Source organism: Novosphingobium sp. TCA1 (genome assembly GCF_009811895.1).
GTDB lineage: Bacteria > Pseudomonadota > Alphaproteobacteria > Sphingomonadales > Sphingomonadaceae > Novosphingobium > Novosphingobium panipatense_A.
In genome coordinates, this window is the sequence record NZ_BLJH01000026.1 from 22,922 (window position 1) to 38,177 (window position 15,256).

Sequence of the window (15,256 nt, forward strand, 5' to 3'; positions counted from 1 at the left end):
TGACCTGGGAAAAAATCGTCGCCACAATCATCGGACGTGCGAGACAGGACTGCGCCCCTGAACACGAAATAGTCAGACTGGCCGTAAACGCGGTTGGCAGCGCTAGACGCCTGTATAAAGTTCACTCGGGCGGGAAGTTTCCCGCATCAGCTTCATCCATGCAACTGTCGCGTCAGAAAGATAGGCATTACGCCGCCATGCATGACCCATCACCCAGGCCAGCTCCGCTTCGTCGAGGGGTACTGAAACGATACCTTGTAGGTGTTTTTCATCGACGATCTCGCTTGGCAGGAACGCTACTCCGACATTGGTTGAAACCAGTTCGATCATGAAATCGATCTGGCTGCTCGTAACGGCAACGGTCGGCTCGAAGCCTGCTTTACGACTGGCATTGAGGATCATGCCGTGCAGACGGAAGCCGAGGTCGAAGAGGACGAAAGGGACATCGCGCAAATCCGTCAACTTGAGACTGCCGCAGCGGCTGAGGGGATGGACTGACGAAAGTAAGGCAACGATCGGTTTGCTCCGTATCGGCTCCCATTCAAAGTCAGGAGACTGCGGCTCCAGAATGCCGGCGATATCGATGTCACCAGCCCGCAAGTGCTTTTCGAGCTGGTTGCTTCCATGTTCGATCAGACGTAATTCGATTTGTGGATAACGCTCGCGGTAGGTGCATACCACGGGCGCGAATAATTTAATATTGCCAACGGAGGGGATGCCAAGTCGTAAAACGCCCCGTTGCAAGCCTCGTATTTCATCGAGTTCGGCCAGTACGTCGTCGCGATCGGCCAGCAACTTGATGCCGCGGCGATATACCACTTCTCCCGCAGGGGTCATCACGCAGCGGTGCCCGGAACGGTCGAGCAATATTGTTCCCAGCTCATTCTCGAGTTGCTTGACTGCTTTGCTGATCGTGGACTGCGTGGAAGCGAGCGAACGCGCTGCTTGCGAGAAACCGCCGCAACGCACGACTTCAGTGAACGAGCGTAATAGCCGGAATTCCATGGCCATTCGTTACTGGAATATTCACAATTCCGCAAATTCATTTCCTTCATACACAAAAGCGAAATAAAGGACCGCGCATGAATGCGGCACCCAGGTCTAACGACCGCGCTTCCGATTGATAGATATGAATTAGTGCCATTTGCGCGTATTTCACAATATAGACCGCGTGCAGAATCCAAACATAAAATGGGATAATATACCAGCGCCGCCGGATTTCTTGTGAAACTCCAGTATAAATATGGAAAGGCAACTAAGTGAACAACCGTCAAATGCCGTTGGACAGATTGGCTGATGTAGATTCGTTGAGCGACCGTCATGAATGACTACTCTTCACTTCCGCATCGCTTGAACGGCCGAAGCATTTTTCGCGTTCTGTTCTCCGCCCTAACCCTCGCCGTTGGCCTTGTCCTTGCCGCAGGCGGGTTGAGGCTGATCACACTTGGAGGGTCATCCTATTATGCCCTGGCAGGTGTGGCATATGTTATTCTCGCGTTTCTTTACCTTAAAAGGCACCACGCTGCTTTACATCTGACGATCGCCATTTTTGGTGCGACGGTCATCTGGGCCCTTTTCGACACGCCCGAGTTCGGCTTCTGGGCGCTGCTGCCACGTCTGGTGGTTCCCGCCCTGATGTTTGGTCTCGGGCTTTGGGCGAGTGCGACGCTGGAAGCCGTGCCGGCGAAACTGCGCAGTGCCAGCTTCTGGGGTGGTGCAGCAACCGCCGGTGCGCTGATATTGACGCTCATTTCGGCTTTCTTCCCGCACGGCGCCATTTACGAGCCGGGCAATCTGTCCGCACAAACGCCCCTCGCGCTCGACAAGATCGACGCGCCGGGCAACTGGGCGATGTTCGGGCGCAACGCCAACGGGACGCGCTTTGCGCCATTCAACGACATCAATCTCGAAAATGTGAGCGATTTGCAGGTTGCGTGGACCTATCGCACCGGGCGCCGCACGACCGGGGCCGGGATTGGCGTCGACGAGAACACGCCGCTGCAGATCGGCAACATACTCTACTCATGCACGCCTGAAAACATGGTCACGGCGCTCGATGCAGACACCGGCAAGGCGCTGTGGAAATTCGATCCACATGCTCATTCCGCCGAACACGTCACATGCCGGGGTGTTGGCTATTACGACGTCGACGCCGATACCCGCTTGACGCCCTCGCAGAAAGCTGCGCTCCCCGACGGTATATGCAGGCAGCGGCTGCTCATCTCCACGGTCGATGCACGTCTGATCGCCATCGATGCGGCCACCGGCAAGCCTTGCGCCGATTTCGGCAAGGGGGGCACAGTCGACCTGGCCCCAGGCATGGGCCCGGTCGAGCAGGGCAAGCGCTATCATCCGACATCGGTTCCGGTGCTGATGGGGCATGTCGCCGTTGTCGGTGGCTGGGTCCGTGACATCGTCCACGGCGAACCCTCGGGCGCGGTGCGCGCCTATGATGCCCTGACCGGCAAGCTGGCCTGGGTCTGGGACGTGGGTAGTCCCGACAATGCTGTCGCCGCGCAGCAGAATCCGCAATTCTCTCTCGAAACCCCCAATGTCTGGACGGTCCCGACTTACGACCGTGACCTCAACCTCGTCTACCTCCCCACCGGGGCTGGTCCGCCCGACTATTGGGGGGGTGACCGCAACCAGGCCAAGGAAAAGTTCGGCGCCGCCATTGTCGCGGTCGACGCCTCGACCGGTCGGACACGGTGGGTCTATCAGACCGTACACCACGACGTGTGGGACTATGACGTGCCCTCACAACCCGTTCTCTATGATGTGACGAACGACAAGGGCCTGAAGGTTCCCGCGCTCATCCAAACCACCAAGACGGGCAATATCTTCGTTCTCGACCGTCGGACCGGCAAGCCGGTTACTCGCGTCGTCGAACGGGCCGTCACCAACAATCCGGCTGCCGAAGGCGATCGGCTATCGCCGACACAGCCATTTTCGGTAGGCATGCCAATCATTGGCAATGATCGCCTGAGCGAACGCAAGATGTGGGGCGTCAGCACCTTCGACCAGCTGTACTGCCGCATCATGTTCAAGGACTCGGTTTATACCGGTGCCTTCACGCCTCCGGGTGAGAAACCCTATATCGAATATCCGAGCCTGCTCGGCGGTATGAACTGGGGCGGTGTCTCGATCGACGAAACGCGGGACCTGATGTTTGTGAACGACATGCGCGTGCCGCTACGCATGATGCTGGTCAACGAGAAAAACGCCGGCAAGTACAAGATCTCGATGGACGAAGTTCCCGGCTTCATGGGCACGCTTCGTCCGCAGGTCGCTGGACCCTATCGCGGAGTCCGGATCGACGTTCTCCAGTCGCCGCTGGCCGTACCTTGCAATACGCCTCCCTTCGGCACGATGACCGCGATCGACCTCAAGACCAAGAAAATCGTCTGGCAGGTACCGCTTGGCACGGTGCGCGATACTGGGCCGATGGGTATCAAAACCCACCTGCCGATCCCGCTTGGCATGCCTACTTTGGGTGGACCGACCTCAACAGCCTCTGGTCTGGTTTTCTTTGCCGGGACCCAGGACAATTACCTGCGCGCGCTGGATTCGCTCACGGGCAAAGAAGTGTGGAAGGCCCGGCTGCCCGCCGGTGCCCCGGCCGCTCCTTTGATCTACCGCTCGCCGCGTACCGGACGTCAGTATGTCGTGATCTCGGTAGGCGGTATGAGCCACGCGGCTGACGTAGGCGACTATATCATTGCCTACGCCCTCCCACAAAAAGGCTTGGCTGCCCGCTAGGGATGACATCGCCACGTCGGAGCGGCCTTTCGGCTTTACCCCGAACAGCCGCTCCGGCCTCTTATTTGATCGCGGATTCCTGGCGCTTCTATGGATCGACCCGGCCTGGAGAAACGCGCCTAGCTGGTCAGGGCTTCATAATGCAAAAATTTCCCCGGCCGTTTTCGCACAGTCGCGCTTCTTTGCCGATGCTAACAACTTTGTCTGCAACCTTGATCTCCTGCGCCAGCCCAGTGATGGCCCATGCCGAAGACAGCGTTCTTCAAGCCAGCGGTTCTCAGGACGGTGCCCCCCTTGAACGGGAGATCGTATCGCCGCTGACGTCGACCAAGTTTTTGTCCGCAGCGTCGCCCCATGAAACGGCATCCGTTGTCACCGCCGTGTCGGTGGGGGCAAATGCAGCACCCACGCCATCAGATGATGACGATGCTGAGGGTGATCATGACACTCCTGCCACCGATACGGCCCCTCTCATGCCCGACACCGCAGAAGGCCTTCGCCGCAATATTGGCGGCAGCAGCCTGCGTCCTCTGACTGACAGTGAGGCTATATCCTGGATGTTGCCATCCGAACTCGACTCGCTGCGCCGTACCGACATTCCCGATGCCTATTATGTGCCGACCACTGTGGGCGGCCATCTGATCACGCCGCTCGATCGGTTCCGTGCCAGCCTGAAGCAGAAGGGATTGACATTCTCCCTCTCCTATAAGGCGGAAGCGATGGACAACCTTGATGGCGGCGTGGAACGCGGCGCAGACTATGTTCACGAACTCACCCTGCAAATGCATTTCGATCTCGACAAGCTGGTCGGGCTGCGAGGCTGGACGCTGCACGCCTTGGTAATGAACCGAGTGGGGCACCAGGTGTCGACCGATCGACTGGGCGAGCGTTATATCAACTTGATGGAAGTGTATGGACTAACGGGAGGCGTCGCCGCTCATCTTGTCGACTTCTACCTACAAAAAACCATGTTAGACGGGCGCCTTGATGTGGCGGTGGGACGCATGTCGCTGACCCACGTGTTTGCGACATCGCCGCTACTATGTTCGTTCATGGTGACGTGCTCGGCGCCGGTTATACTCAAGCGGGCACCCGGGTTCGCCGTTTATCCCAAGGCTACGATGGGTGGGCGTGTACGCTTGCGCCCCACGCGTGATACCAGCGTACAGTTGGGTGTTTATCAGGTCACGCCGCTGGCGAGCAATCCATCGGGCTGGGCCTGGGGCAGCGAGCGAACCACCGGGGTCATGCTGCCGATTGAATTCACGTGGCAGCCGTTTCTCACCGACAAAAAGCTACCGGGCCATTATGTGTTCGGCTATGCCCGCGACACCTCACGTTATGCCGACCTGATGACAACCGGCGCAGCCAACGCGATTAAGCGGGATAGTACGCCGCCTAGCGCACCGATGAATATGTACTGGTTCGAAGGTGATCAGATGATCTACCGCAAGGGCGGATCGGACCAGATGTCGGGTGGTTACCTGATGTTCGGCTATGTCCACAACACCCCGCGCGTGGCGGCGTTGTCAGACCAATATTATGCGGGCTTTTCATTCAACGGGGTGGTCCCGCATCGCGATACCGATCGTTTTGGCGTGCTATGGTCGTGGTATCATGTCAGCGACCGATTGCGCCTCAACCAGATGTACTTGATCGATAGCGGTCAGTCGCTTGGGGCTTCGGTGCTGGCACCGCAGACCAGCTCTCACGTGATCGAGGCTTATTATAGCATTGATGTCATGCCCGGCCTTCAGCTTCAGCCCGAATTTGACTATATGATCCGTCCGGGTGAAACCACCAAGACCCCGGACGCGACGCTACTAGGCATGAAGATCATCGCAAATTTCTGAAAACTACCATCAACTGCTTGCTTCTAACGTTCGGTGCCCCGCCCAATCGCGGCGATGATCTGGCCCTTAAGCCAGTTGGATGCAGCGAGTCGAAACGAGTCCGGATGCCAGCATACCCTATTGGGTATGTACGATCTATTTGCATGTGCCACGCGGAGAATGTCTCTGGACGGGCGCTAGGCGCCGAGGAAGAACGATGACGATGGACAGGACCATGGCATCATGGGCGATGGGGTGGGTATCCCGACGCACCGCACCGACCACCGTCAGACTAGCTGCGCGATGGCTGGAACTACGCTCCATTGGGCTGGCGCCGGAACATTTCAGCCTTGCGGAGGGGTGCCGCGCCGCGCTGGCTGTCGGCGTACCGCTGGCGATCGCGGTTTCCTTCGGGCGGGCGGCGCTAGGCTGGGCGGTGTTCGCCGCCTTCTGGACCTGCCTGTGCGACGCGCCTGGCCCGGACCGGCTGCGACGCCGTCTGCTCCTGCTGTTCGTCGTGTGTGGGACGCTGGTCACGCTCGCCGGAGCCTGGGGGGCGTCGGCAGGTGCTATGGCCGGCATGATAATCGGGCCGGCGCTGGTGTTCCTGTCGATTGTCGGAGGATCACGCGTTGCCTGGAGCGGGCCGCTCGGCACTCTGCTGGCGGTTGTGGGGGTCGTCGCCGTCGGCTTTCCGCGCCCCTTGGATAATGCCCTTTTTCAGGCGGGCGCCTTCAGCGCGGGATCGGCCTGGGCCTATCTCCTGATAAATGCGCTGTGGCGGCTCGACCCTGCGGCTCCGCTGCGCCAGCTCGCCGATGCCGTCACCGCGCGGCTGCTGGACATGAGCGGCGATCTGGCGACGATCGGGGATAGCCGCCATCGCGACGAGCAATGGCACAGCGAGCATGCCGCACATCGCCGCGCCGTGCGCCTGTCGATCGAGCGGCTGCGCGGGTTGATCGCCCCTTACGCCCGCGATCCTGGTGTAACCGCGCCGCTTCTTCGCCTCCTTGACACGGCGGAAACCATATTCGGGGCATTGATCGCGCTCGACCAGGCGTTCATCGACCATATCGGCCCCGCCCCCCAGCGCGTTGCAACTGCGCGGGCGGTACGGGTGGCGCTGCTCGCCTGGCGATCGTCGATGCGCGCGGGGGAAGCCGGCCGGAAAACGAGACACCGCGCCGTCAAGCGGTTGCGGCGAACCGAAGGGCGTCTCTCGGACAACCTGTGCATCGGGTGCGTGCGCGCGATCGCGCAGGCGCTGGACGCTTTCGACGCCCACCCTACCGACCTGCCCATCATCACCAGGACCGCCGACCTGGCAACGGCCCCGGCGACCGGGTGGCGGCAGGCTTGCCGGCAGGCGCTACGCCAGTCCGCCGGGCTGATGGCGGTCTATTACACAGCGATCGTCTTTCGGCTGGGCTATCCTTATTGGGCGGCGATGGCGGTGGTGGTCGTATTGCAGGGCGGCGCACGCGTGACATGGACGCGCTGTCTGGAACGCATTCTCGGAAGTCTGCTGGGCGGGTGCATCGCGCTACTGGTGTTGCATGTCGCCACCGCGCCGGCAGTTTTGGCCGGCTTGGCGATCGGGCTGGCGGGAACGGCGGTGTCGCTGCGGTCGGTGAACTACACCGTGTTCGTGGCGTTCCTCACCATGCTGTTCATTCTGGTCACCGAACTGCTTCAGCCCGGTGCCGGGATCGCCTCCGCCAGGATGCTCGATAACGTCATCGGCAGCATCGCCGCGCTGCTCGCCGTGCTGCTGCTCTGGCCCGATTTTGGCGCCTCCCCCACCGAGCGCATCCGGTCCGGCATCGCGGCCAACCACGCCTATGTCGCGGCGGTCGAGGCCGCCCGCCCGATAGGAGAGATCGAGGCGGCGCGGCGCGCGGCCGGCCTGGCCAGCACGGAGGCCGAGGTCGCGCTGCACGACTTGGGCACAACGGTACGCCGCTTCCACGTGTCGTCGGAAGATCGCGCGTCGATAGCTGCACTGCGCCGCTTGGCAGGCGACGCGGCGATCGCCTGGCACCGGCGCCTCGCCGCAGCGAAGGCGCCACCGGAGGAATCCTGCTAAAGCACTTTGGTCAGACCAAGTCATTGCAAATTCTCGCGGACACCTTGACTCGCGCTGACTACTCACCCACGGAGAGGAAGAGAAACCGGGAGCTTGGTAGGACCATTGGTGCAGACAGCCACAACTTGGAGCCAGACTTATGATCCCTTGGGCAACCTCTGGCTGTCCGGCTTGGTCGCGGCGATACCGATCCTTTTCTTTTTCGCCGCGCTGACCGTGCTGAAGCTGAAGGGGCACGTCGCAGGCACGATCACCCTGTTGCTGGCTATGGCAGTGGCGGTCACGGTTTTCGGGATGCCGGCCGGCATGGCGCTCGCGGCCGCGATCTACGGCTTCTGCTATGGCCTGTGGCCCATCGCCTGGATCATCGTCGGCGCGGTCTTTCTTTATAAGGTGTCCGTGGAAACGGGCCAGTTCGCGATCATCCGGCGGTCGATCCTGGCCATCACCCAGGATCAGCGGTTGCAGCTGCTGCTGGTCGGCTTCGCCTTCGGCGCTTTCCTGGAAGGGGCGGCGGGATTCGGCGCCCCGATCGCGATCACCGCAGCGCTGCTTGTCGGCCTGGGGTTCAAGCCGCTTCACGCCGCGGGCCTGTGCCTGATCGCCAATGCCGCGCCGGTCGCCTATGGCGCGATGGGCATCCCGATCATCGTCGCCGGCGAGGTGACGGGGATCGGGCCGTTCGCGATCGGACAGATGGCGGGCCGTCAGCTGCCCCTGCTGGCGCTACTGATCCCGTTCTGGCTGGTTTTCGTCATGGACGGCATGCGCGGTGTGCGGGAGACATGGCCGGCCGTGCTGGTGGCAGGCGGATCGTTCGCGACCGTCCAGTCCCTGACCGCCAACCATGTCGGACCGGAACTGCCCGACATTCTCGCCGGCCTGGCGACCCTGATCTGTCTGCCGCTATTCCTGCGGTTCTGGAAACCCGCCCGCGTCTTCCGCTTTGAGGACGCCGGCGAAGCGGGAATGGCGCTGCCCGCCCAAGACGCCGCGCCTGTGACGCGCGGTCAGGTGGTGCGCGCCTGGTCTCCCTTTCTGATCCTCACCGCCTTTGTGACCCTGTGGAGCGTCGCACCGTTCAAGCGGCTCTTCGCGCCCGATGGCCCGTTGTCCTCGATGGTGGCGCATGTCAGCGTCCCGCTGCTCGACGGGCGGGTGCTGAAAGGACCGCCGATCGCCGCGCAGGCAACGCCGTTTCCGGCCGATTACAAGTTCGATTGGTTCTCCGGGACGGGCACTGCGATCTTCATCGCCGCGCTTGTCACATTGCTGGTGCTCGGCCTGCGCCCGCGCCGGGCTCTCGTCACCTTCGCCGCGACCGTCAGGGGCCTGCTGGTCCCGATCTACTCGATCGGCACCGTGCTGGCCTTCGCCTTTGTCGCCAACTATTCCGGGCTGTCCGCGACGCTGGCGCTGCCGCTGGCGCAGACGGGCCGCGCCTTTACCTTCTTTTCGCCGTTCCTTGGCTGGCTTGGCGTTTTCCTGACCGGCTCGGACACCTCGGCCAACGCGCTGTTCGGCGCGTTGCAGGCGACCACGGCGCGCCAGATCGGGGTCAGCGACGTGCTGCTGGTCTCAGTCAACACCACTGGCGGGGGCACGGGCAAGATGATCTCGCCCCAGTCGATTGCGATCGCCTGCGGCGCGGTGGGGCTGGTGGGACGCGAATCGGCATTGTTCCGCTTCACAGTAAAGCACAGCCTGTTGTTCGCCGCGCTGATCGGCGTCCTGACCACCGTGCAGGCCTATATGCTGCCCTGGATGATCCCATGACGACGGTGCCCCCTGCCTCCTCGGCCCCCGGTCCCGCTTCCTCCAATCGCGTAGTCGACCGCGCCGTGGCGGCGATCGAGGCAATCATCGCGGAGCGTGGCCTGACCCCTGGCGCGCGCCTGCCCTCGGAACGCGCCATGGTGGCGATGATCGGCACGTCGCGCGGCAGCCTGCGCGAGGCGATCGGGCGGCTGAGCGCGGCGGGTCTTCTATCGGTCGGGCCGCGCGGCACCACCATCGCCGCTCCGCTGGCGGCGCGATGGGCGGAAGGCACTATCGCCGCACCGCTGGGCGCGCGGATCGCGGCCGATCCCGGCTATGGCCGCGATGTGCTGGAGGTGCGGCAGGGCCTGGAGCGGCAGGCCGCCTTTCACGCCGCGCGGCGCGCGCTGGCTGCGGATCGCGACCATATCCGCCGCTGCTTCGACGCGATGATAGATAGCCATGGATCGGGCGATGCGGGCGACGAGGCCCAGGCGGACGCCGCCTTTCACCTCGCCATAGCGCGCGCATCGCACAATGCGGTGCTCCATTCGGTAATGTCGAGCATGTTTGGGCTGCTGCGATCGAGCATCTCGGATAGCCTGGAAAAGCTCTACACCGTGCCTCGCACCTTTGAGCAGCTATCAGACCAGCATCGCCGGCTGATGGAGACGATCCTCGCTGGCGACGCGGAGGCGGCGCGCGATGCTTCCGACGCGCATATCCAGTTCGTGGAGACAACCATCCGTGGGATCGACGAGGAACGTGCACGCCAGGTGCGCGCGGCCGCGCTCCACGCCCCTTCTATTCCCCAAGACAGGCAAAAGAGCAGATCGTGATCATTTCCGCCCCCACCGACTATCGCGAGGCGGCGCGGCGCCGCCTGCCGCCCTTCCTGTTCCATTACATCGACGGGGGCGCCAATGCGGAGCATACGCTGCGGCGCAACGTCACCGACCTTGCCGATGTTGCGCTGCGCCAGCGCGTGCTGCGCGACGTGGCCGACCTTAGCCTCGAAACCGAACTGTTCGGTAGCCGGCTCGCTATGCCTGTCGCACTGGCGCCGGTAGGGCTGACGGGCATGTACGCGCGGCGAGGCGAGGTGCAGGCCGCGCGCGCGGCCGCCGCTGCGGGAGTACCCTTCACTCTGTCTACCGTCTCCGTCTGCGCCATCGACGAAGTGCAGCGCGCCTCCTCCGCGCCCATCTGGTTCCAGCTCTACGTGCTGAAAGATCGCGGCTTCATGCGCGACGCGCTGGAACGGGCGCAGGCCGCAGGGGTGACGACGCTCGTGTTCACCGTCGACATGCCGGTGCCGGGCTCGCGCTATCGCGATCGTCATTCAGGCATGTCGGGACCCGGCGCGCCCCTGCGCCGCGTCGCACAGGCGATCACGCATCCCCATTGGGCGTGGGACGTCGGGCTGCGCGGCCGGCCGCACGACCTGGGCAACATCTCCACTTATCGCGGGATGCCGACCAAGCTGGAGGATTATATTGGTTGGCTCGGAAACAATTTCGATCCATCGATCGCGTGGCAAGACCTGCAATGGATCCGTGATTTCTGGAAGGGGTCGATGGTCATCAAGGGCATCCTCGATCCCGACGATGCGCGCGACGCGGTGCGGTTCGGCGCGGACGGGATCGTCGTGTCCAACCATGGTGGACGCCAGTTGGACGGCGTGCTGTCCAGTACCCGCGCGCTGCCCGAGATCGCCGAGGCCGTGGGGGGCCAGATCAAGGTGCTTGCCGATTCGGGCATCAGGTCAGGTTTGGACGTAGTGCGGATGCTGGCACTGGGCGCCGATGCGGTGCTACTCGGCCGGGCCTTCATTTATGCCCTGGCTGCGGCGGGGGAAGCAGGGGTCGCCAACCTCTTGGCCCTGTTCGCCAGCGAGATGCGCGTGGCCATGGCGCTGACCGGTGCGCGATCGGTCGGCGAACTCGACCGTGGGGCGCTGGTCGCATGAGCGGAAACGGCAAGAGCCCGGCGCTGGTCGCGGCACTCGAAACGATCGTCGGTAGCGCGTACGTTCTCATCGATCCCCTTGAAACGCAGCGGCGCCGCGACGGCATTGCGCCTTGGCAACGGTCCGATTGCCGCGGCGGGCGAGCCGACCGACTGCGGTGGATTGGTAGTATTGGCGGTGCGGCGTAAAATAGCGTCGGCCACATAGACATCGCTTGAACCGAAGGGATCGATCTTGTCCAAATCTTCTCGTCCGACGTCATCCCGCGTCGCGATTATCGGTAGCGGAAACGTCGGCGCTACCGCCGCGTACGCGTTGATGCTGCGTGGCTTGTTCACCGAGATCGTGCTGATCGACGCGAGTAAAGAGCGAGCGATGGCAGAGGCAGCCGACATTGGCGATGCCAATGCCATTGCACGACCGACCCGCATTTGGGCAGGCGAATATGCCGATGTAGCGAAGGCGGATATTCTGGTCTTGACAGCGGGAGCCGCGACTCATGGCGACGAAACCCGTACGTCCATCGCGGGCAAAAGCGCCGAGATTGTGCGTGCCTGCATCGATGAGGTGAAAGCGGTCGGGTTCGACGGAGTGATCGTCGTCGCCTCCAACCCGGCGGATGCGATGGCACAAGTAGCGCAGCAGGCGTCCGGTCTCCCACCCGAACGTGTGATCGGCACCGGCACCCTCCTTGACAGCAATAGATTCCGGCAGCGAATCGCGGAAGAGCTCGGCATCGCTCCCGCTACTGTTGAAGCATTGGTCTTAGGGGAGCATGGCGATAGCGAGGTCGCCGCCTTTTCTACCGTGCGCATCGGTGGGGTAGCGCTCGATGCTTTTCTTGATGGGCGTATGATCGACCGAGCCGCAATAGCGCGCGACGTGATGCGTGCCGGTTACACAATCAACCATGGCAAGGGCTTTACCTCCTATGGCGTAGCTACTGCGATCGTGCGCATCTGCGAGGCGGTCCACCGCGATGAACGTGTGGTGCTGCCCATCTCCGCACGACTAACCGGAGCGTTCGGTCTGAACGACCTCTACCTGAGCCTACCATGCCTTATCGGCGCACAAGGTGTGCTGCGCGTGCTGGAACCCGATCTCCGGCCTGATGAGCGCTTGGCGCTGCTCGCGTCCGCAGAGGTGTTGCGCAGCACCCTTGACTCGATCGCTTGAGATGCTCCCGCAATAGCAAAGGTCGTAGCTTCCTTCCTTGGGCGTAGCCTCTCGTCCAAGAGCAGCAGCCCACCGGCCGAATGGCAGTCCGAGTACCATCGTATCGAGATGGCTAGTCGCGTAAATCAGCGGCGGCTACTTGCGCTTTCAGTTCTGGACACGCGCGACCGGAGACTCCCTCGGTAACAGCATGGGTCATAAAATGCTTTCCGATAAACGCCGCCAGCAGCAATCCAAAAGTCGGCCCTTTGCACCATTCGACTGTCGACACCCTGCGCTGGAAGGCGCGATCGGACAATTCCTGCCCAATCATGAATGTTGAACATAGCTGCTACTGTCCGGTCGGCCCGGCACATGACGGATCGGATATGCGCGCATGTCCACCGCCGACCAGGACCTCGCTCGCCAGCTCGACGTGCTGCGCGCGGATGGACGCGAGTAGCTCTATTGGGACCAGGCATACGGCAATCACGCGGATCGGCCTGAACTGGCGAGCCCAATCCGCTGTCGCTTACTGTCCCCGGTTGGCGCTAGCGGCGCTATTCCCACCGGAGCACATCAAAACGGTTAGAATTGGGTCTTTGCTGCATGGGGGCGGTGATACCCGTTTGTTCGCGTGAGAACGCTTAAGTCAGTTTCGGTCATGACGTTCACTAAATTGGGCGGTAATGATGCGCTGTTCACGCTCAAGGCGTTCCTTTCTGCGATCATGGCGTACTACATTGCCCTGCGTATAGGACTGGAGCGTCCTTACTGGGCCATCATAACAAGCTATATCGTCGCTCAGCCCTTGGCCGGCGCTGTTTCCTCCAAAGCGATTTTCCGGCTGTTCGGTACGGTCGTGGGAGCACTTGTGGCCATCGTTTTAGTGCCGACCTTGGGCAATGTCCCTGAACTTCTCTGTCTCGCGCTCGCCGCCTGGTTGGGACTATGCACCTATGTTGCTCTTCTCGACCGAACGCCGCGCGCCTATACTTTCCTGCTGGCCGGGTACACTGCCGGCATTATCGCCCTTCCGACAGTAGACGTTCCTGCGACGATCTTCACCGTAGCGAGCCTGAGGACCCAGGAGATTGCTATCGGGATTATCTCGGCGACGCTGGTCCATAGCCTCGTCTTCCCAAGGACGGTATCAGCCCGGATGATGGCGCGGATTGACGTGATCCTAGCCGATGCCGAGCGGTGGACGCGCGATTCATTGACGCATCAGCAAAGCGATGTTCTCGTCGCCCGGGATCGGCGCCAGCTCGCAACCGATATTCACGAACTGCACCAACTTTCCGCCCATCTTCCTTTCGAAAGCAGCAGGCATCGCCTCAAGGCCGGCATGCTACGCGCCCTGGAAACACAATTATGCCTGCTTTTGCCGCTGGCGAGCGCGGTGGAGGACCGTGTTCAGCAGCTTCAGGTCAATGGCGGCCTTCCCAGTCCAGTGAAAGAGCTGCTGGAGGATGCGGTTCTTTGGCTGGCCGGAGCGGAACAGGGCTGCACCATGTCGGAGGTTGACATTCTGCGTCGACGTGCACGGGCGTGTGAGCCCGATTGTGCGAAATTTGTCCCTTGGAAGGCGGCTCTCGAACTCAGCCTGCTCGACCGATTGGCCGAATTGATCGCCGTTCATGCGGTTTGCCGCGAGTTACGCGATGCCATGGCGCAGAAAGGCATCATTGTGTCAAAGCGGACCCAGGCAGCGGTTCAAAATGCGGGCAAGCGCATGCTGCACCGTGATCACGGGCTGGCCTTTCGCGGGGCTTTGACCACAACTATGACGGTTCTGATCGGCTGCGCCTTCTGGATCATTGCGGCTTGGCCTGCTGGCGCCGGCGCTGTCGTCATTGCCAGCATCATTTGCGCTCTTTTCAGCAATATGGATGACCCGGCACCAACGGCCTGGAAGGTCTGGCAAGGTACATGCGCCGCGGTGGTCGTCGCCGCTGTTTATGCCTTCGCGATCCTGCCACGCGTGACCGATTTTGCCGTCCTGATTGCCGTCATGGCTCCGGCTTTTCTGACGATAGGCACCATGATGGTCAATCGCCGCACAGCAGCCATCGCAATCGGCATGATCCTGGCCCTGCCCGGCTTGATGGGCTTGGATGCTGTTTACTCGTCAAGCTTTACATTTTTCGCCAACGCCGCAATCGCGCAAGTGGTCGGTGCGCTGCTAGCGGTGCTGGTTCTGGAGGCCGTCCGCACGATTGGAGCTGAAAAGGCAAGCTTGCGTTTGATGCGCGCCGGTTGGCGCGATCTTGCCGGGCGAGCAGGTTTGCGCCACATGCCCGACACCGCCAAATGGATCAACACGATGCTGGATCGTATCGGCCTGCTGACACCCAGGCTAATAGAGATCGGCGGCGATACGTCAACTCCTTTGCTTGAGATTTTGCGCGACACACGCGTCGGAATTTCTCTCGACGAACTGCAAAGACTACGGCGTATCGCGAGCCCTAAAGATGCCCGTCTCCTTTCGCTTGTTTTGGGGCGAGTAAGGCAGCACTACGCGCGCAAATCGACAGCGGCAGATCGCACTGACGACGCGCTTGTCCGCACCATAGATTTGGCCATGAGCAAGTTTTCCGGCAATGGCGTAGGCGAAAAGAGGCTCGCCACACTCGCATTGACGAGCTTGCGTCGCAATGTCGTCTCCTGATTTCAGCGAAAACACGGAACTGG

The 15,256-nt window shown here is 61.8% G+C and carries 9 protein-coding genes; 8 read left to right on the forward strand and 1 reads right to left on the reverse strand.

Features of this window, described 5'->3' with window-relative positions:
• Positions 1–102 precede the first annotated feature (102 nt).
• Complete coding sequence (locus NTCA1_RS22310) at positions 103–1,011, reverse strand: LysR family transcriptional regulator (RefSeq protein WP_017503664.1); 909 nt, start codon at positions 1,009–1,011, stop codon at positions 103–105.
• Positions 1,012–1,320: 309 nt separating this feature from the next.
• Here NTCA1_RS22310 and NTCA1_RS22315 point away from each other — a divergent pair, with 309 nt between their 5' ends.
• The 8 genes from NTCA1_RS22315 to NTCA1_RS22355 all read left to right on the forward strand — a co-directional run bounded on the left by NTCA1_RS22315 (position 1,321) and on the right by NTCA1_RS22355 (position 15,233).
• Positions 1,321–3,759 carry a membrane-bound PQQ-dependent dehydrogenase, glucose/quinate/shikimate family gene (locus tag NTCA1_RS22315; protein WP_036526756.1) on the forward strand — a complete coding sequence of 813 codons (2,439 nt, stop codon included), beginning with the start codon at positions 1,321–1,323 and terminating at the stop codon, positions 3,757–3,759.
• A 140-nt stretch (positions 3,760–3,899) separates the two neighbouring features.
• Entirely contained in the window at positions 3,900–5,612 is a 1,713-nt protein-coding gene (locus NTCA1_RS22320) for a carbohydrate porin (protein WP_036526757.1), read from the forward strand.
• A gap of 196 nt (positions 5,613–5,808) precedes the next feature.
• Positions 5,809–7,680, forward strand: a complete 1,872-nt coding sequence (locus tag NTCA1_RS22325; RefSeq protein WP_017503111.1) for an FUSC family protein — start codon at positions 5,809–5,811, stop codon at positions 7,678–7,680.
• Positions 7,681–7,788: 108 nt separating this feature from the next.
• Entirely contained in the window at positions 7,789–9,456 is a 1,668-nt protein-coding gene (locus tag NTCA1_RS22330) for a lactate permease LctP family transporter (RefSeq protein WP_036526799.1), read from the forward strand.
• Positions 9,453–10,277, forward strand: coding sequence for an FCD domain-containing protein (locus NTCA1_RS22335; RefSeq protein WP_236549521.1), 825 nt, complete (start codon positions 9,453–9,455; stop codon positions 10,275–10,277). Before NTCA1_RS22330 ends, NTCA1_RS22335 begins: the two co-directional genes overlap by 4 nt.
• Complete coding sequence (gene lldD, locus NTCA1_RS22340; RefSeq protein ID WP_017503108.1) at positions 10,274–11,407, forward strand: FMN-dependent L-lactate dehydrogenase LldD; 1,134 nt, start codon at positions 10,274–10,276, stop codon at positions 11,405–11,407. The genes NTCA1_RS22335 and lldD overlap by 4 nt, the downstream gene beginning before the upstream one ends.
• A 234-nt stretch (positions 11,408–11,641) precedes the next feature.
• Entirely contained in the window at positions 11,642–12,583 is a 942-nt protein-coding gene (locus tag NTCA1_RS22345; RefSeq protein WP_036526759.1) for an L-lactate dehydrogenase, read from the forward strand.
• A gap of 643 nt (positions 12,584–13,226) precedes the next feature.
• Positions 13,227–15,233, forward strand: coding sequence for an FUSC family protein (locus NTCA1_RS22355; RefSeq protein ID WP_036526760.1), 2,007 nt, complete (start codon positions 13,227–13,229; stop codon positions 15,231–15,233).
• Positions 15,234–15,256: the final 23 nt, after the last annotated feature.

Excerpts from the sequence above, each read along its gene's own strand:
- NTCA1_RS22320 (WP_036526757.1), top strand. The coding sequence starts at position 3,900 with ATGCAAAAATTTCCCCGGCCGTTTTCGCACAGTCGCGCTTCTTTGCCG.
- NTCA1_RS22315 (WP_036526756.1), top strand. The coding sequence starts at position 1,321 with ATGAATGACTACTCTTCACTTCCGCATCGCTTGAACGGCCGAAGCATT.
- NTCA1_RS22335 (WP_236549521.1), top strand. The coding sequence starts at position 9,453 with ATGACGACGGTGCCCCCTGCCTCCTCGGCCCCCGGTCCCGCTTCCTCC.
- NTCA1_RS22325 (WP_017503111.1), top strand. The coding sequence starts at position 5,809 with ATGACGATGGACAGGACCATGGCATCATGGGCGATGGGGTGGGTATCC.
- NTCA1_RS22310 (WP_017503664.1), bottom strand. The coding sequence starts at position 1,011 with ATGGCCATGGAATTCCGGCTATTACGCTCGTTCACTGAAGTCGTGCGT.
- NTCA1_RS22355 (WP_036526760.1), top strand. The coding sequence starts at position 13,227 with ATGACGTTCACTAAATTGGGCGGTAATGATGCGCTGTTCACGCTCAAG.